This is a genomic window from Marivirga tractuosa DSM 4126 (assembly GCF_000183425.1).
GTDB lineage: Bacteria > Bacteroidota > Bacteroidia > Cytophagales > Cyclobacteriaceae > Marivirga > Marivirga tractuosa.
The window spans coordinates 3,211,369-3,234,758 of record NC_014759.1 but is presented as its reverse complement, the minus strand read 5'-3'; the positions used below and the strand labels follow the sequence as shown (position 1 = coordinate 3,234,758).

General features: G+C 36.3%; 22 protein-coding genes. 9 read left to right on the top strand and 13 right to left on the bottom strand.

Annotated features, from left to right (window positions below; translation table 11 throughout):
- The first annotated feature begins 395 nt into the window (after positions 1 to 395).
- The 7 genes from FTRAC_RS13720 (at position 396) to FTRAC_RS13690 (ending at position 7,016) form a co-directional block, all read left to right on the top strand.
- Positions 396 to 839 carry a c-type cytochrome gene (locus tag FTRAC_RS13720; RefSeq protein WP_041649845.1) on the top strand — a complete coding sequence of 148 codons (444 nt, stop codon included), beginning with the start codon at positions 396 to 398 and terminating at the stop codon, positions 837 to 839.
- Positions 840 to 863: 24 nt separating this feature from the next.
- Positions 864 to 2,261, top strand: a complete 1,398-nt coding sequence (locus FTRAC_RS13715) for a cbb3-type cytochrome c oxidase subunit I (protein ID WP_013454865.1) — start codon at positions 864 to 866, stop codon at positions 2,259 to 2,261.
- A gap of 140 nt (positions 2,262 to 2,401) precedes the next feature.
- Positions 2,402 to 3,178, top strand: a complete 777-nt coding sequence (locus FTRAC_RS13710) for a CbbQ/NirQ/NorQ/GpvN family protein (RefSeq protein ID WP_013454864.1) — start codon at positions 2,402 to 2,404, stop codon at positions 3,176 to 3,178.
- A gap of 68 nt (positions 3,179 to 3,246) precedes the next feature.
- On the top strand, positions 3,247 to 5,010 hold the full coding sequence (locus FTRAC_RS13705) for a nitric oxide reductase activation protein NorD (protein WP_013454863.1): 1,764 nt from the start codon (positions 3,247 to 3,249) through the stop codon (positions 5,008 to 5,010).
- A gap of 2 nt (positions 5,011 to 5,012) precedes the next feature.
- Complete coding sequence (locus FTRAC_RS13700) at positions 5,013 to 5,978, top strand: DUF438 domain-containing protein (RefSeq protein WP_013454862.1); 966 nt, start codon at positions 5,013 to 5,015, stop codon at positions 5,976 to 5,978.
- On the top strand, positions 5,969 to 6,568 hold the full coding sequence (locus FTRAC_RS13695) for a cytochrome c oxidase subunit 3 (protein ID WP_013454861.1): 600 nt from the start codon (positions 5,969 to 5,971) through the stop codon (positions 6,566 to 6,568). The genes FTRAC_RS13700 and FTRAC_RS13695 overlap by 10 nt, the downstream gene beginning before the upstream one ends.
- Positions 6,569 to 6,761: 193 nt before the next feature.
- Positions 6,762 to 7,016: a cytochrome C oxidase subunit IV family protein gene (locus FTRAC_RS13690; RefSeq protein ID WP_013454860.1), complete on the top strand. Its 255-nt coding sequence runs from the start codon at positions 6,762 to 6,764 to the stop codon at positions 7,014 to 7,016.
- 505 nt (positions 7,017 to 7,521) lie between these two features.
- Here the strand turns inward: FTRAC_RS13690 and ccsA are convergent.
- The 8 genes from ccsA to FTRAC_RS13655 all read right to left on the bottom strand — a co-directional run bounded on the left by ccsA (position 7,522) and on the right by FTRAC_RS13655 (position 19,239).
- Complete coding sequence (ccsA, locus tag FTRAC_RS13685; RefSeq protein WP_013454859.1) at positions 7,522 to 10,677, bottom strand: cytochrome c biogenesis protein; 3,156 nt, start codon at positions 10,675 to 10,677, stop codon at positions 7,522 to 7,524.
- Positions 10,677 to 12,020 carry an alginate export family protein gene (locus tag FTRAC_RS13680; RefSeq protein WP_013454858.1) on the bottom strand — a complete coding sequence of 448 codons (1,344 nt, stop codon included), beginning with the start codon at positions 12,018 to 12,020 and terminating at the stop codon, positions 10,677 to 10,679. Before FTRAC_RS13680 ends, ccsA begins: the two co-directional genes overlap by 1 nt.
- Positions 12,021 to 12,043: 23 nt before the next feature.
- Positions 12,044 to 13,537 carry an ammonia-forming cytochrome c nitrite reductase gene (nrfA, locus tag FTRAC_RS13675; protein ID WP_013454857.1) on the bottom strand — a complete coding sequence of 498 codons (1,494 nt, stop codon included), beginning with the start codon at positions 13,535 to 13,537 and terminating at the stop codon, positions 12,044 to 12,046.
- On the bottom strand, positions 13,534 to 14,190 hold the full coding sequence (gene nrfH, locus FTRAC_RS13670) for a cytochrome c nitrite reductase small subunit (protein ID WP_041650740.1): 657 nt from the start codon (positions 14,188 to 14,190) through the stop codon (positions 13,534 to 13,536). Before nrfH ends, nrfA begins: the two co-directional genes overlap by 4 nt.
- A gap of 250 nt (positions 14,191 to 14,440) precedes the next feature.
- Positions 14,441 to 15,799 carry an ATP-binding protein gene (locus FTRAC_RS13665; RefSeq protein ID WP_013454855.1) on the bottom strand — a complete coding sequence of 453 codons (1,359 nt, stop codon included), beginning with the start codon at positions 15,797 to 15,799 and terminating at the stop codon, positions 14,441 to 14,443.
- Between the two features lie 362 nt (positions 15,800 to 16,161).
- Positions 16,162 to 16,851: an anaerobic ribonucleoside-triphosphate reductase activating protein gene (locus FTRAC_RS13660; protein ID WP_013454854.1), complete on the bottom strand. Its 690-nt coding sequence runs from the start codon at positions 16,849 to 16,851 to the stop codon at positions 16,162 to 16,164.
- Complete coding sequence (nrdD, locus tag FTRAC_RS19705) at positions 16,844 to 17,005, bottom strand: anaerobic ribonucleoside-triphosphate reductase (RefSeq protein WP_013454853.1); 162 nt, start codon at positions 17,003 to 17,005, stop codon at positions 16,844 to 16,846. The genes FTRAC_RS13660 and nrdD overlap by 8 nt, the downstream gene beginning before the upstream one ends.
- Before the next feature lie 125 nt (positions 17,006 to 17,130).
- The gene (locus tag FTRAC_RS13655) at positions 17,131 to 19,239 is read right to left on the bottom strand and encodes a ribonucleoside triphosphate reductase (RefSeq protein WP_013454852.1); all 2,109 of its coding nucleotides are present in this window, start codon (positions 19,237 to 19,239) and stop codon (positions 17,131 to 17,133) included.
- A 354-nt stretch (positions 19,240 to 19,593) separates the two neighbouring features.
- On the opposite strand from FTRAC_RS13655, the gene queD reads away from it, so the two are divergent.
- On the top strand, positions 19,594 to 20,025 hold the full coding sequence (gene queD, locus FTRAC_RS13650; RefSeq protein WP_013454851.1) for a 6-carboxytetrahydropterin synthase QueD: 432 nt from the start codon (positions 19,594 to 19,596) through the stop codon (positions 20,023 to 20,025).
- A 38-nt stretch (positions 20,026 to 20,063) separates the two neighbouring features.
- Positions 20,064 to 20,498, top strand: coding sequence for an RrF2 family transcriptional regulator (locus FTRAC_RS13645; protein ID WP_013454850.1), 435 nt, complete (start codon positions 20,064 to 20,066; stop codon positions 20,496 to 20,498).
- Between the two features lie 304 nt (positions 20,499 to 20,802).
- Here FTRAC_RS13645 and FTRAC_RS13640 read toward each other — a convergent pair whose 3' ends face one another.
- From FTRAC_RS13640 to FTRAC_RS13620, 5 genes are read right to left on the bottom strand one after another with little or no spacing between them, the layout of a single operon-like run.
- Positions 20,803 to 21,267: a hemerythrin domain-containing protein gene (locus FTRAC_RS13640; RefSeq protein WP_013454849.1), complete on the bottom strand. Its 465-nt coding sequence runs from the start codon at positions 21,265 to 21,267 to the stop codon at positions 20,803 to 20,805.
- A 1-nt stretch (position 21,268) separates the two neighbouring features.
- Positions 21,269 to 21,664, bottom strand: a complete 396-nt coding sequence (locus FTRAC_RS13635; protein WP_013454848.1) for a group III truncated hemoglobin — start codon at positions 21,662 to 21,664, stop codon at positions 21,269 to 21,271.
- The gene (locus FTRAC_RS13630) at positions 21,664 to 22,086 is read right to left on the bottom strand and encodes a hypothetical protein (protein ID WP_013454847.1); all 423 of its coding nucleotides are present in this window, start codon (positions 22,084 to 22,086) and stop codon (positions 21,664 to 21,666) included. Before FTRAC_RS13630 ends, FTRAC_RS13635 begins: the two co-directional genes overlap by 1 nt.
- A gap of 5 nt (positions 22,087 to 22,091) precedes the next feature.
- On the bottom strand, positions 22,092 to 22,367 hold the full coding sequence (locus FTRAC_RS13625; RefSeq protein ID WP_013454846.1) for a hypothetical protein: 276 nt from the start codon (positions 22,365 to 22,367) through the stop codon (positions 22,092 to 22,094).
- Positions 22,364 to 23,386, bottom strand: a complete 1,023-nt coding sequence (locus tag FTRAC_RS13620; protein WP_013454845.1) for a cbb3-type cytochrome c oxidase subunit II — start codon at positions 23,384 to 23,386, stop codon at positions 22,364 to 22,366. The genes FTRAC_RS13625 and FTRAC_RS13620 overlap by 4 nt, the downstream gene beginning before the upstream one ends.
- Positions 23,387 to 23,390 lie beyond the last annotated feature (4 nt).

Sequence of the window (23,390 nt, the reverse complement as noted above, 5' to 3'; positions counted from 1 at the left end):
AAAGGTATGAGCTTGTTTTAATACTAAACATGCTTTAAGTCAGCCAATAAAATGAGAAGGGTCAAGCTTTTTGAAAATAATTATAAATCGAAATCAAACTACCCCTTATGATTAAGCTCAACTTTGATCAAAAGATGATTAAAACCCACTTTTACAGCATTCAAAAACTATGATATAAATCAAATCTTAAGCTGTTTTTTGGCATTTAAAAGATTTTAAAATTACCTAGAAAGTCTATTTAAACGATTTAAAAACCTTTTTTATAAAATATTCAATACTACCTCTCTCTCATTTTTTTAATGACCTATTGAAAATTATAAAATCTAGATATACCTTTGAATAATAAAGGACATATATATCCCTTTTTATTAATTATACACCAAAAGCAAACAGTCATGTTATCAAAATCGCAAGCACAAGCTTTTTTTCTGGGAGGGACGCTGGTCACCTTTCTGATTTTTATTGGGTTAACAGTTTATTCCATGATGCCCAGCAATGATCAATCGAATCATGAAAATATCACTGAGGAAGTGAAGCGCGGAAAGCATCTATGGGAAGAGAATAATTGTATGGGCTGCCATTCAATTCTTGGAGAGGGAGGTTACTATGCCCCTGAATTAACAAAGGTAGTGGACAGAAAAGGTGAGCCTATCATCAAAGCTATTCTGATGTCACCGGTTCCGTGGCAGCCAAACGGCAGGAAAATGGTGGCTTATAACATGAGTGAAGAAGATGCCGAAGCTATGATAGAATATTTTAAATGGATTGGAGAAATCGACCTCAATGGATTTGACCATATGGTATCGCCTTTGGCAAAAGATAAAGCTAAAGGAAAATAAAAAAGCAATTAAAATTTTAAAAAGATGAAATATAAATCACAAAAAGTTGCGTATTGGTTTTTTGCACTGTGTATGCTACTCTTCACTTTGCAGATTGTTTACGGGTTTGTCATGGGATTTGCTCGAATAGGTTTTGATGTTCTACACGATTTTGTCCCTTTTAATACTGCTAGGGCTGTACACACTAATTTATTGGTTGTTTGGTTACTAAGTGGATTTATGGGGGCAGCATATTATATAATACCCGAAGAAGCACAAAGAGAATTGGTAAGCGTCAAGTGGGCGTATGTGCAATTAATTTCCCTAGCTGTGGTAGGTGTGGTCGCCATAACTGGCTATCACTTTAACATTTGGGAAGGAAGAAAATTTCTTGAAATCCCAAGAGAGTTAGATTATCTGGTAGTAGTAAATGTTCTACTTTTCTTAGGCATTATCATAGCCACATTATATAAAGGAAAACGCAAAACTACCACTTCGATAGTACTAGTTATGGGATTATTTTTTGCAGCACTTTTATATCTGCCGGGCATGATATGGTTTGACAGTCAGGTAACGGACTCATTTTTCCGTTGGTGGGTAGTACACCTTTGGGTAGAAGGTGTATGGGAATTGATCATGGGTGGTATTTTAGCATTCCTCTTGATCAAACTTACCGGTGTAGACAGAGAAGTAATTGAAAAATGGCTATATGTAATCGTTGGGCTTACTTTCCTTTCTGGTATTTTAGGAACAGGACACCACTATTACTATATAGGAGTAAATAAAATCTGGATTATTGTAGGAGGTATTTTCTCTGCACTGGAACCACTTGCTTTCTTGGCAATGGCACTTTTTGCAGTCTATATGTATCGGAAAGGCGAAAAGAATCACCCTAATAAAATCGCATTATTTTGGACGATTGGAGCTTCCATAGTTTCCTTTATTGGAGCTGGTCTTTTAGGATTTGCTCATACTTTACCTCAAACTAATATTTATACCCATGGAACTTTAGTAACCGCTATGCATGGTCACTATGCTTTCTGGGGTGCGTATGCTATGATCGTATTGGCGATTATTAGTTACAGTATGCCGAATATGACAGGCAGAAAAAGATACAACAACACAAATGGGCATTTAGCATTTTGGCTTTCAAATATTGGAATGCTCGGGATGGTGACCGCCATGGGAGTAGCTGGCGTAGTTCAAGTTTATCTGGAAAGAAAATTAAAAATGGAATTTATGATAGTGCAGGAAGAAGTTAAAATCCACTTTGTGGTAATGCTTCTATGCGCAACACTTTTCACTGTAGGAATAGGTTTTTACATATATGAATTCATCAAATATGGAAAGCCAACGGATGAGGCTCTGGAAAGCGAAAATCCTTTTGATGAGGATAATGATAAGATGAGTAATCAAAAAAATCAAGCAGAGTTAGTATCATAGATTGTGGTTAGTGATGGTTGTAAGGCGCGGAGTTTGCTTGTCATTTTTGTGATGTAAAATCTCAAAAAAGTCTCCGCCCTTTCATTTTCGCTTGATAAGACAAATTAATTCTTTGCTTCAACACTTTAAACACTTAAAAGATGGAAAATTCAATTTTTTATCAGGAAATAAATAATGAAAAGGAAGTTTTTGAACATAGCTTTAAAAACAAAATCCCGCTCTTGCTAAAAGGACCTACTGGAAGTGGCAAATCGAGATTTGTGGAATACATGGCAGAACAACTTCAGCAAAAGTTGATTACAGTTTGCTGTCATGAGGAAACATCAGCAACAGATTTAATTGGTAGGTATATTATCAAAGGAGCTGAAACCGTTTGGATAGATGGTCCACTTTCGAAAGCAGTGAAAGAAGGTGCTATTCTATATCTGGATGAAGTAGCAGAAGCCCGACCAGATGTAATTGTGGCTATCCACTCCTTGACCGACCACAGACGTGAACTTTTTATTGATAAATTGGGAGAAACGATTAAAGCAGATCCAAATTTTATGCTGGTAGCCTCTTATAACCCAGGTTATCAAAAAGGTTATAAAGAACTAAAGCCTTCCACTAGACAACGATTTATTGCTCTCTCATTTGATTATCCTAAAGCGGATATTGAAATGATGATTTTGGAAAATGAAAGTGGAATTGACCACAGCAATGCCAAGAAAATAGTAAACATCGGCAATAAAATCAGAAATCTGACTGAATTAGGCTTGGCAGAAACAGTTTCAACGAGACTATTGGTTGACGCCTCTATTCTGATTAAGAGTGGTTTGGCGAAAAGACAAAGTATGCATGTGGCGGTAGTAGAGCCACTTTCTGATGATGAACATACTACAACATCACTAAGAGACCTATGTGATTTAATGATTTAATCACCCAAAATTCTTTACTGAACTACTGATGGAGTAATTCAAAATAGATCATTCTAAAATTTTAAGACATGGGATTTGAGCCGGATGAATGGATATTTGGTAAGGTAGCCAAATACTTCAAAAATAAGAAAGCAAAAGAGAATGAGCAGCTTCCTCAAAAAGTAAGTCTGGATGAAATTAAACCTAGGCTTACTTTACTAGCACGTGCTATCACCGGAAGTGCTATAGAAATCTACCCTGCCGAAGCTGAGGGAGGCTGGAAGGGCAATAATTTCTTTCTACCTATCAGTTTTTCAGAATTATCGACTAAAGAAGAAAATCTCTCTTTCTATTTTTTCAGACTCATCTATTTATGTGTTCAAAAGGAAAAAAATATCAATTGGGAATATCCTGAAGATGACCTTCTACTTTCAAGGAAAATGGCCGCTCAAAGTGCAGAAGAGATTTTGCCGGAGCTTTTTGCAGAATTTCCAATAGCAGAAGAATTACACGCTAATTTTTACCAGTTTTTTAAGGACAAGTCTGAAGCTAATCAACCGCTAGTCTTTCACATGCTTTATGGCAAATGGATGAAGCCACATAAAAACGAGCAAGATCCTGACAAACTAGAGAACTTTGACAACAAATTGCACCAAGCCCAAGATAAGGCAGATACCATCATAAAAACCAAGGCAGTAGAAGAGATTAAAAGTCTCACCATAGACAAAAAGCAACAGGAAGATTATGTGCTTCTACACAATTTTGAAAAAGTAGAAACTGCAGAGGAGCATGATGGCGTATGGCGAGATTTTGATGGATCAGATGAGTTAGAAAAGCATCAAGACGCATTGGAAGAACTTAAAATGCGACAAACGGTACGGGTTGATGAAGCCGTTCATTCTGTCTATCAGGCAGATTTCGTAGAGCAAACTACCATAGCTGAAAGTGCGGAAAAAGAGAGTGATTCCTTTTATATTCCTTATGATGAATGGAATTTTAAAACCAATAGCTATAAAAGGGATTTTTGTAAACTATTTCCTGATTTTTTGAAGGAAACAGATATTCATTATTATCAAAATACCATCCAGAAGAATAAAAGTGTATTGAATTCTTTAAGAAAGATGGTCGCATCCATTAACAACAAAGCCCGACAACAAAAGAGGCTTACTTCAGGAGGCAATTTTGACCTTGATGCTTTGGTGGATTTCTATACTGATATTCAAGCCAAAAAATCGCCTGATGAGAATATCTATGTTGACAACAGGAAAAAAGAAAAAGACCTTTCCTTAACATTATTGTTGGATTTAAGCCTTTCAAGCGATAGCTATGTCAATAATAGAAAAGTATTGGATGTTGAAAAGGAGGTCTCTATTCTTTTTGGAGAAATATTGAATGAGTTTAACATTGATTTCTGCATTGATGGCTTCTATTCCAAAACCAGAAATCATTCTAGCTACCTTACAATTAAAGATTTTGATGAAAAATGGTCAAATGCCCGCTATAAAGTGGGAGCAATTGCACCAAGCGGCTACACTCGAATTGGAACTGCGCTTCGGCATGCTGGCACCAGACTGCAAAGCAGGGAAAGCCAGAATAAATGGGTGATTCTACTCAGTGACGGTAAGCCAAATGATTATGACAGATATGAGGGAAAATATGGTGTGCAGGATGTGAAGCAAGCCCTGAAAGAATTCAACCAAAATAATATTAACTCCTATGCAATAGCCATAGAATCGCAAGCCAAATATTATTTACCTCAGATGTTTGGACAAAACCATTATCAGATTCTTTCCAAGCCAGATGATTTGATTCACTCTTTAGTGAAATTATATACAAAAATTAAAAATCAATAGTTATGCAAATACCTGAAGAAATAGCAAAATTGCCCGAATGGCATCCGCTTAATCATTATATAAAAGAGATTGACTTAATACAAAATATCATCTGGGAATTAAGAACAGTAAAGGCTTCAGAGGAGCCGCAAGTGTTTTTCAATCTCTTCAACAAATTGACCACTATAGACAAAAGGTTTGAGCGTAAAGAAAACCAACTTTTTCCTTATCTGGAAAAAAGAGGATGGAACGGCCCGTCTCAAAACATGTGGTCCTTTCATGATAATTTAAGAGATCAAATTAGACTATTGAGAAAATCCTTTGAGGAAAGAGAATTCGAAAAAATTGATCAAAATATTCACTATCTGTTAGATGGCATCAATAATTTGATGGCAGTAGAGCAAACTGTTTTATTTCCTAATGCGCTCCAAATATTGGAAGAACAAGATTGGAGACAAATGGAAAAAGGAGAGGTGGAAATTGGCTGGATGCCCGAATGTGAACCTTCCCCTAAAGAAACACCAGAATATGTGCACCCATCCAAGGATGAACAAGCCAAAGATCTCACTTTTCTAGATGAAAAAAGTGCCCATTATGACGAGGGCTACATGACGGTGGAGCAAGTTAATTTGCTTTTCAGAACCATTCCCGTTGACATCACCTATGTGGATGAAAATGACAAGGTGATTTTCTATAACAGAGGTGAAGAGCGAGTATTTCCTAGAAGTGCGGGCATTATCGGCAGAGAAGTTAAATTTTGCCATCCCCCGAAAAGTGTAGGGAAAGTCCTACAAATTTTGGAGGCTTTCAGAGCTGGTAGTAAGAGTGAGGCTTCTTTCTGGATTAATTTCAAAGGACGCTTAATCTACATCAGATACTTCGCTGTTCTGGACGATCAGAAGAATTACAAAGGTGTAGTAGAAATGTCACAAGACATTACAGACATAAAAGATATTGAAGGAGAAAAAAGATTATTGGAATGGAGCTAACAACAAGAATTCAGCAGAATAAAGTGAACTATAAAGCAATATCATCACCTCCAGGAGGAATCTTGCTTTGGATTTTGATTTTACTAGAACTTTTTACTTTTGGACTAGCGCTAGCAGGTCTTATATATTACAGATTTCAAGAGCCTGAGTTATTTGCACAATCAACTGCCGTATTAAACAAAACGCTGGGAGGTATTAACACCATTGTATTATTAACAAGTGGATTTTTCATGGCGGCAGCAGTTCATTTCTTTAAAAAAGAGAATATCAAAAACGGCATCTATTCCATGCTTGCTACTATTTTGATCGGCTCTGCCTTTTTGTTCATTAAGTGGTTTGAATATGAAGAAAAACTTAATGTGGGCCTTGGGGTGGAGGAAAATATGTTCTTCACCTTTTACTGGTTGTTAACAGGCTTCCATTTCATTCATGTGATAGTAGGTTTAGTAATTCTCAGCTTAATTCTCGTGAAAATAACTAATAATAAGAAAGCCTTTAAAATAGAGGATATTGAATCAGGAGGTGCTTTTTGGCATATGTGTGATTTAATATGGCTGCTGATTTTCCCAGCTCTATATCTGGTTTTTTAATAATTGAAATAATAAAAAATTAATGTGAAACAATTGATTATTCTATTAAACACTCCCCCTTGAAGGTGTTATCACCTTCAAGTTTCTGTGAGATATCAATGGGCTTTAATGTAAAAGTTTGGGTGAGAACACCCAAACGTGGAAATGTAATTTACTTAGTTTTTTAATGATTGAAACTTCAAATTTTTAATAAATGAAAAGATTGATTTTGATTTACCTCATTTTGATAATATTAACCGTTGTGAGTGCTTATGTTTCGGGTATTGAAATGGCTCAGGCATGGATTCCGGCAGGAATTGTAATGACTCTTGCAGTATTCAAATTTATTTTGGTGGTAATGGAATATATGGAATTGCGCAGAGCGCATGGCATTTGGAAATTCAGTGTTATCCTACTAGCCGTAGTAACAGCCTTAATTGTAGGGGTTTTTGGAGGGGTTCAGATTTAGATTTGACTAAGTGGTACGAGCTTCTCAGATCGTACCGAAAATCATTGATTTCAAAAATACTACCCTAGATTAATACTTTTACACGAGCATTAGAGAGTTCAATAATGAATGGAAACCGCCATTGAAAAATAATTTCCTTCCGCTAGCGTCTCGCTAGTGGAAACTACTACCGACTCGGGCGGATTCTATTTATTTTTGGTAATGAACTATTAAACTACTATGTCAGGCATTTGTAAAAATTAAATGCCTAAGGGAGGGTTCTCTTGTAAAATAAAAACATTTAGAAAAACGAGGATAAGGCAAATTATGTTTGGTTTAGAGATTTCGAGGTATTTATCAAGAGTATCCTGAAGTACAATAATATCCTTAATGTCATTTAGGTCGGACCAAAAGTGAATTTACAATGGAAAGCCAATACATACTAAATGCACAACACATTTAACAATTATTATTAAAATTGCTCAATCAAATGTGCAATATACTGCCATATACATCGGGTCAACATCTAAGTAGTCACATTCAACTTCTCCTGAGATCTCATTTGCTTATTTCTTATAATAGCTCCAACGGAGATAACTAGTAATGTTCCGACAACCCAATATACCCAGCCTGGAATTGGAACAGGGTCTCCTTTTGCATAGGAATGCAATCCTGATAAATAGTAATTTACTCCAAAGGATGTCATGATGATGGAAGAAAAAGCCCACAAACTAGCTAAGTTAAAAATCAAGTAATCTCTTAAATTCGGAATTAACCTAATATGCAGCACAATGGCATAAACAATCACAGAAATCAGTGCCCAAGTTTCTTTTGGGTCCCAAGCCCAGTATCTGCCCCAACTTTCATTAGCCCAAACACCTCCCAAGAATGTCCCAACCGCTAATAAAAATAAGCCAATTGTAATTGACATTTCATTTACAATGGTTAATTCTTCCATGCTCTTCCACCATTGATTAGTAGGATTTTTTGGTTTGAATATCAAGAGTATTAAACTTAAAAGTGCAATTATGGCTGCCAATGCTAAAGGTGCATACCCACTGACAATAATAGCCACATGAATTTTCAGCCAATATGAATTTAGTACTGGCATCAGATTGGTGATTTCAGGATTTAGCCAGTCCAGAAAGCCAACAAATAAGAGTGTGCCTGAAAAAAGTAATCCCAAAGGCAAGGTAAAGCGCGATTTTCTAGAGAACAATAAGCCAAAGAACAAAACACCCCAGGCTACAAAAACTAGCATTTCAAAGCCATCGCTCCATGGCGGGTGCTTGGCTATATACCATCTTAACCCTAAATGAAAAGTGAAAACCAATAATCCTAACCAACTTAAAACAGTGCCTACTTTCCATCCAATTCTAAGGAATTTATTATCATAAAAGAGGTAAAGAATAGCAAAAACCAGCATAATTATACCAATGAGCCAAAAAGGACCAAATAATCGGCTTCCCAAATTCAATTCAGTATAAAGTAGCTCACCTTTAATTTCCATTTCGGAAGGATAAACCTCCTCACCTATTTTTTCCTGATAAAGACTTAAATAGCCCAAAGCTTCATCAGCTCCAGTCCAATCTCCTTCTTTAATCCCTTTATCCAGATTTTGCAGATAAAGAGGAATGATATCTTTCACAAATCGTCCGTCTTCTTCACCAAAGCCCTGATCGAACTGATTTTTAGTGAACCATGTATTATTTTCTTCACCCTCTAATGGAAAAAGTCGTAAGAAATCCCCTGAAAGCAAGGCGTAAAATATGTTGAAACGCTCATCGGTTTTCAACAACTCCTTGTGGCCTTCATTTCGCTCTGAAGGTTTTAGCTTATTAGCTGTTTCCACTAAATGGTTTAATTTATAAGCTCCATCATCTGCGAGAAACTGCCTAAAACTTAATCGACCTGTCGGCTCTATTCCCAAAGCTTTGAAAGCTTCCAGTGATTTCTCCTTATCAATCTTTATCAAAGGCAAATTGCCATAGGTGATAGGGTCAAGCTGTACAGCGAGTATAAATTGTTCCGGACTTAACTTTACAGTCTCATTCTCTAATGGGATTGGCATATATGTTTTGCCGCTAAGCTTGCGCACGATTTCATGTGCCAGGGTATTGAGCGGTTTCATTCGCCCATCCATATCCTGAACAATCAGTTTTCCATATTCATCGGCCTTTTCTTTGGGCACCACAGAATGCTCAATGGCTGATTTATCTTGTGCTTGTAATCCTAAAAAGCTAAAGCAAAGTAAGGCTAAAATCAGCGTAGATTTCTGGCTTATTTTAGACGTATTATGGTTGTGCATTCTGCTAAGCTTTTTATTGAGCAAGGAAAAACGACTACCTTTTGCAAAAAGGGTCAAGAGCATACCTAAGGTTAATAATGTATAGCCCAAATAGGTAATGTAGGTTCCTGGTCTGTCCTGATTGATGGAAAGTACCGTTCCTTTTTCGTCAGTATCATAAGATGCCTGATAAAAGCGATAGCCTGCATGATCCAGCACATTATTCATAAAAATCCGAAAAGGAAAACTATTTTCCCCGTCTCTCACTTCTACTTCGCTGGCATAACTGGCAGGGCTTCGACTTCCAGGATAACGTTCCAATTGAAAATCTGAAAGGTATAAGCTAAACGGAAGTTTCATGGCTTTAGGACCATAAGTAATGCCATATTCCTGACCTTCATACTCAAATTTTGTCCAGTCTGGTTCAATGCTCACAACATGAACAAATGCATCGGTCAGCTTATTGCCTTTTGTGTCTTCCACCACTAAATGAGCCACATCTGTCATATTCTCAGCTTTCTTTTCGTCCTCTTCTGTTTTATAACTCAAGGCCGAATTTTCATTTATGGATTTTACCAAAAATGCTCCTCCGTCCCATTGATATAAGCTCATGTATTGAAGTGGTTTTTTCTCACTTTTATGCAAAGTGCCCATTTTTTGCGTGGACATTTCCATTATGCTTAAATGTTTATCCGATTCAATCAGCCATTCACCTTCTTCCTTGAATATCTTTACTTCAGCTTGAGTATCCTTTTTCGTTGCAATTGCTATATTTTCCAGTTTGACTTGCTGACCTTCTTTGAGTAGAAAGTCTTCTCTGCCTTCTCCCATAGTTACAGCAAGTGAAACATAGGTTTGATCCCCTTCAATAAAACTTTCCTTACCAGCAGCAATGTAATCAGCAACTTTCACTTTTAAATCCTTGCCGGCCAGTTCTACATCTGTTTCAAAATGGCTGAATGTTTTAGGAGTAAAAGTTAATTTCTTATTAAAATGATGCGGTTTTTCATGATCTAATGCTTCCAATTGTAAATAGCGTTCATTCGTATAGAAAGTACTTTCTTCCTGCTTTTCACGAATATGGATCATGCCTTCTTTACCGAAATAGCGCGTGATACCTGCTCCCAAAACGATAATTACAAAGGCTACATGAAACAAGCCAACCGGCCATTTTCCTTTGCTGAAAAGTTTGTATTTATTGATGTGTGCAAGAAAGTTAACGGCCATCCATGCAATGATGAGTTCAAACCACCATGCCTCATACACCATTGCCCTAGCGGTTTCTGTTCCATAATCATTCTCAATAAAAGTAGCCACAGCCATAGCACCTGCAAAAGCAAGAAGCAAAACCAGTGTGACCTTAGTCGAAAGTATTATTTTAAAAAATTTAGTCATTAGAGTAGTATTCCTATAAATCTGTTTTTCATTGTAGGTCTAAAAATGAACATCACATAAGCCCAATTTTGAGTGCTCTTATATTCAGTTTGTCCCTGCAAAAATTCAAATGTTTCTGAAGCAAAAATTTGGCTATAGCCACCCTGAATAGAAACAGCTCTATTTAGGATATAAGCAATAGAAAAATCTAATTCTGTCCCAAGATAAGAATCAAAATTAATTGGTGCAGGAGTAATAGATGGGCCTCCTACTCCAAAGCCTGTTACATCTGCATCTGCATAAAAAACGTGTGTATCAAGTTGTGTGAAAAAATTTGAATTAAACTGATATCTTCCTTTTAGATAATAGTCTTGTAGGCCAACATTGTCTCCAAATCTTCCCCCCACATAAAAAAAGTCCATATATCCATTATGAATATGGTTAGTTCCATAAAGGGGGCTGAAAGAAGTATTTTCCGCAGCGGAATTTGACGGGGTTCCACTTAGAATTTCAAAGCCTAAAGTTGCTTTAAAACTACTCCCCTTATCTGCATTTGAAGTTAAAGTTTGAGTGAGTTGAGCACTCACATCATAAGCATTTACATTTCTGCCCACAGGATCTTTCCCTAACTGATGATAATAAAAGCCTGATATTAAAGTATTCCCAAATTTGTATTTTATGGTTGGTAAACCAATAGTCTGTCGGTAGTATAAATCACTATCCACCACTGCACCCAAAGAATCTCTGCTTATAAATTGCCTTCCATCATTCCATAAAAGTGCAGAAAGCTGAAAATCTCCCCATTTATTTTCATATCGCATCATTTGAGCCACTTTGTACTGATTGGGCGTTTGAAAAAGATTACCAGTTAAGCCTTGCGCATCCTGATTATAGCCTCCACCAAAATGGAATTTCATGGTCTCTTTTTCATATTTTACCAATGCAAAATCATGGGCTCTTCCTTGTAAAGCCCAATCCAGGTTTCCAATAAATCGGAAATTATCGTAATTCAATTCTTGCCTTCCCAGCTTTATCTTCCAATAGTCACCCAAAGAAGTTTCTGCCCATGCTTCATGCAAAGACAAAAATCCATCCGAAGCTTTAACTTGAGGAGCATTTCCCCAAGTACGCACATCTTGAATGCTAGCATAGAAAGTGAAGCCCTCCATCTCATATTTGGTTTGTAGTCGAACCCTATGAGCAATAAATGATGCAGGTGTTTGATCAACACCAATCAAGCGACCTGCACCATTCCGTACTTCAGCTCGCTGAACTATTTGTCCCTCAACTGAAAATTGGGCATAAGAAAGTTGTGCGGAAAAAGCCAATAATAGGCTCAATCCAAATTTTGCTATGGTTTTCATAATTAATGAGTTTTTTGGATCGGCTATTTAGATCCCACTTCTTTTACATTCATTTTTGCTTCTCTTTCTTTCCCTTCTTTCATCCACTTAGGTACAATTTCCTCCAGAAATTTTTCTTTATTATAGCGTTCCTTCTTTATATCTATTCCGGTATATTCTTGAAGGGCTTCTTTACTATTTAAGTTAGGCATTTCCACATCTCCCGAATGGCCCAAAGAATTGAGTAATTGCATTAATTTTAATCTAGATTCCATTATAATTCTGGTAGCCGAGGTAACTATTCTACTCGTTTCCAAGGGAGCATGAAAAGCAGCACCATGTGAGGCTACAGAATAGTCCCATCTCCATTGTGCATGTCGGATACCTTTTTGAATTTCTTTCATTTGCTCCTCTGTAGCTCCTAATTCCCATGCTTTTCCGGCTTCTATATGCGCTTTAGCTATTAAAGTCTGCAATTTTGAAGTTCCTTCTTTTATTTTTCTTTGACGTTCATAAACATCACTTACCAAATCAGAAACTTTTTCTCTATGACAAACAAAGCATGAATTTTCCACATTTTCTAAAGGAGACCCAATATGGTGATCCGTGAATTTTTGCCCTCCTTCTGATTTGTAAGGCATATGGCAATCGGCACAACTCACACCGCGTTTGGCATGAACGCCTTGTTGAAATAATTCATAATCCGGATGTTGCGCTTTTAGCATGCGGGTTTTACTAATTGGATGCACCCAATCGGCAAAATCTGTTTTATCATAATAGGCTTCTGCTGATTCCACATCCATTCCATCCTTCCATGGAAAGGTAAGATAATTAGCACCTTCTTTACCCGGCTTATCTTTATCGAAATAATACTCCACATGGCATTGAGCACAAACCAGTGAGCGCATTTCTTGATGTGAGGCATCATTAATATTTTTTCCCATTGCTTCATAAGCTTCTATTAAAGCTGGTCGAGTGACGGTTAAATTCATTGTGTTAGGATCGTGGCAATCAGCACAACCAATTGGATTTATCACTTCACTGCCTAAATCCGAAAATTGCTTACTATAAAACTCAGTAGCACCCATTTCCTTCATTAGGCGAGGAACATCAGGACTTTTACAAGTCCAGCAAGTGCTTGGCATTGGCCCATCCCCTTGTTTCATTGGAGCACCAGTTCTTAGTGTTTTCAATATATCTGCTACTGCATAAACATGACCTCGAGGTTGGTTATAATCTTTACCAAAACCATATCCTGCCCATAAAACTACCAATTCAGATTGTTCATCCAGAATATCTGCAAAACCACTGGTATTGTACATGCTTTTGAAAGTGGTATCTGCTGTTTTCATGTAGGATTGATATTGCCTTGGATAATTTAAGCCCCAAACAGAATCTCTAGGTTCAATACTTTGGATTTCAACTTTAGGCTGATAGGCAAATCTAGCTTCTGCCTTTCTATCGATGATGGTATAAGCTAACATGGCAAGTAAAAATACTGCTATAGCAGTTATACCAAATAGTATCCAGTTCTTCATGGTGATATAGTTTTAGGTTTCTGCGAATTTTCTTCTTTCATGGATTCTTTAAGCCATTTCGGTATAATCTCTCTGTCTTCTGGCACATGAACTTTAATAGGTTCAATTTGACTACCTACTGATGAAAGACTTTTAACTCTACCGTGAGGCACATCTCTGTGGCATTCCCAGCAAGTTCTATCCGTTCTTTTGGAATGATGGTCTTCCACGAACGAACCCATTTTAGCATCTGTTACCTGGTCTTCGTGGCACCTGATACAATTACTTTGAATTACTGCCTGTGAGGCTTCCAATGCCTGAATTACTTGTGGTTCTGCACGCATAGTAAAAACTGAGGCATGGTATAAACCATCTTTAGCCTTAAAAAAATATTGATTAAAAATATTATCGTGAGGAACATGACATCCGTTACATGTGGCTACTTCCCTGTGAGAACTATGATTCCAAGTTACATATTGCGGCATCATAATGTGGCAGTTTACACAAGCTTGAGGATCATCAGAAAGATAGGAAACTGCATGGCTAACCTTTAATATATAAAATCCTAAGCCCACAAAAGCAGCAAAAGAGACAATAGCTACTTTTTTCCATTTCCGGCCAGGTTCCAGGCCAATTTTAATAAGAAGCTTTTTTATTGGTTGTAAAATGTCCATGTTTATTTGCTCTCTAAAACAAAAGTAAAAAATACATCCAAATGCATTTATGACATAAGTCATTAAATTAACTGTTTATATACAAACAATCAAATTTTAAGACATTATCATTTACACTAGTTTTTATTCTATCATTATCAAGTTTATATAGGTTTGACAACCATCAGAGGTTTAAATGTAGGATTAATGATGAATAGATGGAAGGATTAGGAGCCTTTCAATTTAGGTTTAGCTTTACGTTTGCTTATTTTCATACCGAAGTATTCTCTATAAAATAAGTCAAGTACTTTTCTAAATATAGCGTTAAATAATAGGGTAAATTCATCAAATGATAAGGAGTGCCTTTAGGTGTTTTATGGCTTTCTATACTAAATTTTCCTGCATACATACGAACAGCAAAAGGATGGGGAGCGGCATCAATAAATTGATGCAGTGAACGCAGTTTACCTACTTTACCCGATTTTATTTCTATGGGGATAATATGGCCACGATAAGAATATACCAAATCTACTTCGGCCTGTGCATCTTTCTTTTGACGTACCCAAAAATTAGGTTTTTGATATGACTGCTCTTGCATGGAAATCAATTCTTGAGTAATTAGGTGAGGCAATAAAGCTCCTTTATAACTAGTACTCAAATCCTCTACTGCGAGCAAATCAGCCTGTATGCCGAGAGCATGATTTAACAAACCAGTGTCCAAAAATTGAAGTCTAGGACTTTTCCGGTAGTCTGTAACCAATGGATAATCAACTGAAGTACCGGGATAAATCAGTTGAATAATTTTAGTATCATCTAAAGCCCTAAAACTTTCGCCCACCTCACGCGAGCGATAATTGCTATTACCAAAGCCTTGAAAAGTAACCCGTGCATCCAGATACAAAGGAGCAGTTCGCATCAGATGTCGTATCACTTTTTCTTCGGTGGCATTTTTGGCATATTTTGGTACATCGTCTTGGTAGCTTGCCCATATACTTTCATAAATAGGGGATAATTGACTAATGCCTTCTTGATTGGTATTATTCGCTACCACCTCGGGCATACCACCTACGAGCGCATAGCTATGAAACCAATCCATTGCGACTTGGTGCGCTGCCTGATTTATTGGTATTTTTCCTAATTGTTCTAGGAGAGCATCCATTTTATGAGCCAATAAAAACTCCTGAAAATTCATAGGAAATATATACAAATACTTTACACGCCCAACAGGAAAAGATTTTACTTGTGATAAGGAGTGCTCCAGTAGCGATCCAGCTGCTATTACATGTAAATGCGGAAGTTCTTCATAAAAATAACGTAAAAGTGCAATGGCTTCCGGGCATTCTTGTATCTCATCTATAAACAAGAGCGTCTCCTTTTTTTCAACGTCTTGTAAGCGATTTATCAAGAGTAAAGCCTCTAGCAGAACGTTTGCCTCTTTGTACGTTTTAAAATAATTGGCATCCTTCTTTTTTTCTAAATTAAGGGAGATAAATTGCTTATAGTTTTGTGAGAAGATATTTATCAAAGTGGTTTTACCTACTTGCCTTGCCCCACGCAGTACCAAAGGTTTTCGATTATTTTCTTCTTTCCAGCTTAATAGTGTTTCTATTTGCTTACGATAATATGCCATTTTTTTATAGTTGTTATAAAGATAGGGTAATATTAATCAAATATTGTAACAAAGAATGGGTAATTTTTATTATTTTTTGTAACAAAGCGATACCTTTTTATATATTTCAAGTATCTTAACCCGAAAAATTCATATGAATTTTCCGTCCAAAGAACCGACAATTTATAAGAAACAAATTATAAGTTAGTTATATGATAAAATTCATCCTAAACAGAAATTATAAAACACCCAAACTTGACCTCTTAAGTTTTTATAAATTGTCGGGGTTAATTTCCCTTAAAAGATTTTTGAAATGGCATTTTCTGCACTATTAATGATGATATGCAGCATATCATTGAAAAAACTAACAGGATAAAGTAAATTTACAAAGAAGAGCGTATTTCCACTTTCAAGTTTTGCTTAGAAAAATTTTGATCTAACATATTCTTGTCAGAAGGTTTTAAAGATTCAATTGTTTTGGTATCATTTACATAATGTTGGAGGTAATAAGTGCCTCTATAGCCTTTTTCGGAGAGATAATCTCTCATTTTGCAAATATCATCAGATGATAATTGCTTCGAGTGAACAGTAGTCCGTACCTCAAATGGAATTTGGTGCTGTATCAGAAATGACAAACTTTTCTCAAATGGTGTGAATAAATTTGATTTAGTTATAGATTGGAATTTCTGAGGTGTGGCCTTAAAATCAAGTGCAACATAATCTAATGTTCCATTTTCATAAAGCTTTTTTAATACTCCTGGCCTGCTTCCATTGGTATCCACTTTTATTAACATTCCCAATTTTTTTACCTCTTGAGCAAAAGTAATTAAAGAAGGATGCATAGTGCATTCTCCTCCGCTCATCACTATTCCATCCAAAAGTCCTTTTCGGCTTTTTAAAAACCGTAGTACTTCTTCTATTGAAATCTTACCTTTTCCTAATACAATATCAGGATTATAGCAATAGCCACATCGCATATTACAGCCTGCATACCAAATGATGCAGGCCGTTTTATCAGGATAGTCCAATAAGGTAAAAGGCGTAATATCATATATGGGTGTTCCCTTACTCATTGAAATGTTTACGTTCCTTATGTTCGCCTTTTTTACCAATGTTAAAGCTCTCTACTGGTCTATGATAGCCCATTACCCTTGTGTAAACCAGGCATTTAGTCCTTAATTCATTGCTTTTCTCTAATTTTGTCGCTGTCTTTACTTGTGCTTCCATTTTATTTCTGTTTTAAAGTTTAAATTACATAGAGGCTATGAGCCTTTTACATGAACAAAGATTATAACATACTGATGTTGAGTACCAAACCGCATGTTTTTGTGATATCAATTATTAGATTCTATTCAAAATTCAGATTCTTCTACTTCTAATTGCTCTTTCAGATTGTCATCACATTTAGGGCAATATTCATGTTCGCCTGTTAAATAACCATGTGTCGGACAAATACTGAAAACTGGTGTAACAGTGATATAAGGCAATTTGAAATTAGTCATCACTTTCTTGACTAAATTTCGGCAAGCTTCGGCAGAGCTGATTTTTTCACGCATGTATAAGTGCAAAACAGTTCCGCCCGTGTACATACACTGCAAATCATCCTGAAGCATTAAGGCTTCAAATGGATCATCCGTATGACTAGCAGGAATTTGAGAGCTATTGGTATAATAAATATTCTCCTCCATTCCGGCTTGCAGTATTTCAGGAAAACGCTTTTTATCTTCTTTGGCAAATCGGTAAGTTGTGCCTTCAGCCGGTGTGGCTTCCAAATTATATAAATTGCCAGTTTCTTCCTGATACTGCTTCATTCTCGTTCGGATGTATTCTAGAATTTGAGAAGATAATTTCATTCCTTCATGAGAAGTAATGTCAAATTCTTCATCAGTAAAATTCCTAATCATCTCATTCATTCCATTCACTCCAATGGTGGAGAAATGATTCCTAAAATGCGTCAGATAACGCTTTGTATATGGATAAAGCCCTCTATCATACATTTCTTGAATGAATTTCCTTTTCTTCTCCAAAGTGGATTTCGCTATACCCAATAAAAAATCTAGTCTTTCATAGAAAGCTTCTTCATTTCCTTTATACAAATACCCAAGTCTCGCCATATTAATGGTGACCACCCCAATGCTTCCCGTCATTTCTGCACTTCCGAACAGTCCATTTCCCCTTTTTAACAGCTCTCGCAAATCTAATTGCAATCGACAGCACATGCTTCTTACTGCATTAGGCTTGTAGGCTAATGGGTTTTCAATTTTATTGCCCTCTTCATCATAAGTATATTGACTACCTATAAAATTCTGGAAATAGGAGGAGCCGATTTTAGCTGTATTCTCAAAAAGGATATCTGTATTCTTACCATGCCAGTCAAAATCCTCTGTAATGTTTACCGTTGGGATAGGGAAGGTGAAAGGCTGTCCGTTTGCATCACCTTCAGTCATTACAGTATAATAAGCCTTATTGATCATGTCCATTTCTTCTTTGAAATGTTGATAAGTCAATTCCTCCATTGATTTTGCTCCTCTGGCTTGGGCTTTTTGTTTCAAGATTTCATCCTGAACATTTGAGAAAAGATGTTGGTCCTTTTTAGTTGGAATTTGTTCTCTCAAATCTTCCGGTACTACCCAATCAAGTGTAATATTGGTAAAAGGAGACTGCCCCCAACGTGCGGGAACATTCAAATTATAAACAAAACTACGGATGCCCTTTAATACCTCTTCATAGCTTAACTGATCTTTGAAAACATAAGGGGCTAGATAAGTATCAAATGAACTGAAAGCTTGAGCTCCAGCCCACTCACTTTGAAGGATACCTAAGAAATTAGCCATTTGACCGAGCGCCTCACGAAAATGACTGGGTGGTTTGCTTTCTACCCTTGCTCGCACGCCATTAAAGCCTTCATTTAGTAATACGCGCAAACTCCAACCGGCACAATAGCCTGTTAAGCAATCTAAATCATGAATATGGATGTCGCCATTTCTATGGGCATATCCTTCTTCTTTATTATATACTTTATCAAGCCAATAGTTCGCAATTACTTTTCCTGCCACATTATTAACTAATCCAGCATTGGAATAAGAAGTATTGGCATTAGCATTAATGCGCCAATCATCCTTTCCAATATATTCATTGATGGTTTGGGTGCTATCTACCCAGGTGGTATCATGCTTTATGCCTTTCTTTTGGTTTCGTTGAAGTTTACGCGTGTGCCTATACAGCATAAAAGAACGCATCACTTTAAAATAGTGATAATGATAAAGCTGCAATTCTATGATGTCTTGTATTTCTTCAACTGCCCAAGTGGTTTTTTCTTCCAGCTTTTCTAATACACTTTTTAAGATAATAACATCATATTCAACCCCTACACTTTTGAATGCCTTTTTGATAGCATCTTCAATTTTATAATGCTTGAGAGGCTGGTACTCCCCGTTTCTTTTGATTACATAATTTTCCATATTGATTTAGTTTTTTCTTGCGTCATTAATACAGGAGTCCGATATCCGAATATAGAAGTATTTGCACCTGAATTCAAAGGATGCAAAGGTCTTTATTTATCCACAAAATAGCTTATAAAGCAAGCAGTTTTGAGAATAAAAGACTCTTTTATCTCTATTAATCAGCTATTTACAAACGCTTGCTTCACCTGCTTCATTAATGAAAATAAGCAAGCAAAAGATTGAAGCAAAACAGTTATCCACACTGTCAAAAAATGGTTTAGCAATTTTTCTAACTATTTATGTCCTCCTTATGAAAATCAAAAGCTAAATATTTCGGATAAATATATCTTTTATTAAATCATATTGATAACTTTGAAGATATATTCAGATTTTATGATTAGCATCACCAAAGAATTCAGTTTTGAAACGGCTCATCGCATTAGCAATCATCCAGCCTCATGTAAACATATTCATGGTCACTCCTATCGATTATTTGTCACGGTTTCCGCAGACGAAATTCAAGAAAATGACATGATCATTGATTTTAAAGAATTGAAGCAGATCATCAATGAGAAGGTGATTAAAACTTTCGATCATGCCTTGGTTTTAAAACGTAATGATGAAAACACCAAATTAGCACAGAACATTGATAGCAATATCTTTTGGATGGAATTTGAGCCCACGGTCGAACGATTGTTAGATTATATCAGAAAACAAATTCAAAACTCCTTAGCAGAACCTGTGTTTTTAAAGAAACTGAAGCTCTACGAAACAGCCACCTCTTTTGGAGAATGGGAAAAATGAATTTACTTTTATTACTTATTTAATTTTATTTCAAGAAGATGTTTTCAAAAACTTGTGAATACGCTATTAGAGCAACTATCTACATTGCCAATAAAAGCAAAGAGGGTACTAATGTTGGTCTAAAAGACATTGCCAAAAATATTGATTCCCCTGAAGCTTTTACGGCCAAGATTTTGCAAAAATTGGTGAAAGACGATTTAGTTTCCTCTATTAAAGGTCCTAATGGAGGATTTAGCCTTAGTGCAACACAGCAAAAGGAGGTATATCTAATAGACGTGGTTCGTTGTATTGATGGTTCGCAAACTTACGATGGATGTGGTCTAGGATTAAGTCAATGCTCTGAAGAAAAGCCCTGTCCAATTCACTTCCAATTTAAAGAAGTGAGAACTAAGTTAAAGCGCATGTTGGAAAACACCAATATGGTAATTCTGTTGGAAAAGCTGGAAAGAGGGGAGACGTTTTTAAGGTTGTAAAAGTTTTTCATCTCACAAATATTTTATTTAGAAGAGAGCTTACTAAAAGTTAATGGCTGTATCTATTTTTCTCACAATCTTTTTTCTTGATAAAAAAGATAGAAAAAATCAAGATCCGCCAGTTGGCGGACTGCCCTCATTGCCCACGCTGGCCCGCTAAACTTTCCTCCTTCCCGCTTTTCCGAGTTCCTCGGAAGTGGTCGAGTTAGTCCTATTTATGCTTTACAAAGACTTCTAGTTTCTACTTTAAAATACAAGGCAACAAATTTATTATTCTTTTTAATGATAGTATTTACACTATCTTCTACATCCAAAAAACATCCTCCGTATTTTCTTTAAATTCTCCTGAAGCATGGTGGAGTTCAATGGCTTTTAGTTCACCTTCTGTCGCAATTTCTTGTACTTTCTCAAAAAGCACTCTCTCCTCAAAGCGAATATGTTTTTCCAGTTCTTCTTCGATTAAACTTAAGGACTTTAGGGGATCTTCCTCATTTTCAAAAAGTCTTTTAAGTCGCCTATGCTCTGCTAAAGCCTGTTTAACCAATTCATCCTCATTACCCAGCACAGGGAAAATATATTTCTCCTCCAATTCAAAATGAGGCAAAACATGCTCTTGATAAAACCAATCTGCATATTTTTTTACTCTTTCCACCGAAATCTTATTCTTAAAGGCTGTCCTGATTTTCCAGCAAAGTAAAAGTGAGTGATGATGATCTCTACTCACTGGTTTCATCTCTTCCTTTCTTTTAAGCGGCTTTCTCTTTTCCATATTATTGAATCGGTTTTTCGTTGGAACCTCTATAATACTGAATCTTAAAATTAAACATTTCTGCCATTTTTCCAGCTCTCCATTTTGCCTCCTCAGCTACATCTCCAGTAAACAGTTCATCTACAGTATCAGTAAAAAGTGCAATCCACCTTTTAAAATGTTCTGTTTCTACAGGCAGATTGGCATGAGGTGCAAATGGACTTCCATGGTAGGTATGCTCCTCTAGTAAAACCGTTTGCCAAAATCGATACATTTTCTCCAGATGTTCAGGCCATTGGTCTTTAATTCTTTCGTTGAAGATATCTTTAAGCATTTCATCTTGCCTAACTTTTCCATAAAAAGTATCTACAAGCAATTTGATATCTTCTATATTTTGAATTGTAGTTGAAGTCTCCATTAAAAAAACGAGTTATATAAATCCGAATCCCAATACATAATAAGATAAAACAATGCAAAACCAATGAATGCTATCAGAATAGCCCAAACCCATGCCGGAATGGCCTTAGGTGTTTCAGATCCTTTAATTACAAACTCATCATTGGTTTCACTTCCATAGGCATTTATAGTGATGGAAGTGGTACTGTCCACAATTTCGTCTTTTCTAAGACCAATAACGGATATTTCAGGTCCGTTTTTTACTTCAAATGGTATCTCTTTTATTCCTTCAACACCACTAGATGATTTTGCCACAATTTTAAGTTTGTGCTTGCCATCGGTTATTTTTGTAGTATCCAAATCAAATTTTACCGGAGGTTTAAAAGAACCAAAAGGTTCCTTTTCATCATCCAAATAAACTTTTACTATTCTTTTATCTTCCATCCTAATTATAGGTTATCAATTACAATATTCTTAATGTGCGATTGTGAATTTTCTTTGGGTTTAATCAGATATTTCAAGCTGTACACCAATGTAAATCCAACAATTATAACAGCGCCCCAGCTAATGATGTAATCCCAAATAGCCGTAGGGCCTTCACCATGCGTAATATTTTCTAAACCAGCAGGCTGGTTCTCTGCACAAACGTCACATGTCAAAGCAGTGTTAGGATTCAAGAATAATATAAAAATTGCCAATATTATGATTAGCCCTATCTTTTTCATAGTTCCTTATTTTTTGCTTCTTCCATCACCATATTTCTTATTTTCTTCACTTCTTCTTCAGAAACTTTAGTAGCACTATTTCCCCATGTATTTCGTTCATGGTTGGCTATTGCTGCAATTTCTGCATCTGAAAGTTGAGTTGCAAAACCAGGCATTTGTCCATATTCACTTCTGGCGTCATATCCTTGTAAAATAATTTTTATTAATAATTCAGGATTTTCATTTGTGACTACCTCGCTACCTTTCAATGGAGGAAATGCTCCTTTTAAGCCTTCTCCATTCTGCTGGTGACATGCAGAACAAGACTGACTATATAACTGCTTTCCATCAAGCCCATCTTCATTTCTTTTACCCTCTAAATTAGTAGAGGACTTAGATTCTTGTTTTTTAGATGGGATAAAATCATTTGCAGATGGTAATTCAGTTTGTTTTAATGATTGCATATAAGCAATAAGATTATTCACTTTTTCAGAGGCAACAACCACCTTTCCTTTTTCTTTCAGAAATTCTGATGGTATATCTACAACTTTTTCCCCAACACGAACTTCATCTTCTTCTTTATGCTCGAATAAATAAGTGTAGGCAGGCATAACAGATTCATTTACCACAATACGCGGGTTATAAAAGTGTAGAAGGTGCCAACTAGCACCTGGCTGTCTGTCTCCAATACTGGTTAAATCCGGTCCCGTTCGTTCACTGCCTAAAAGAGAGGGGGATTGTTGCCAAGTATTCATTCTTTGCATGCTGTAGTAGTAATCAGATGGCATAGATGGCCGCGAACCCCAAACTTTATCCATTTCAATATTCCTGACCTGTTGCGTATGACAAGCTACACAGCCCTCTGATACATATACCTGAAGTCCTTTAATCGCTTCTTCACTCAATTCCTCTTGTTGAGGGAGTGGTTCTACATCTTGCATTTGATATGAAGGTACTATTGCTATGATTGTACTTAGAAATACAAACACTAAGAGTGCTGTCAATACCAATTTTCTATGATCTTTATGAAAATTAAACATATTT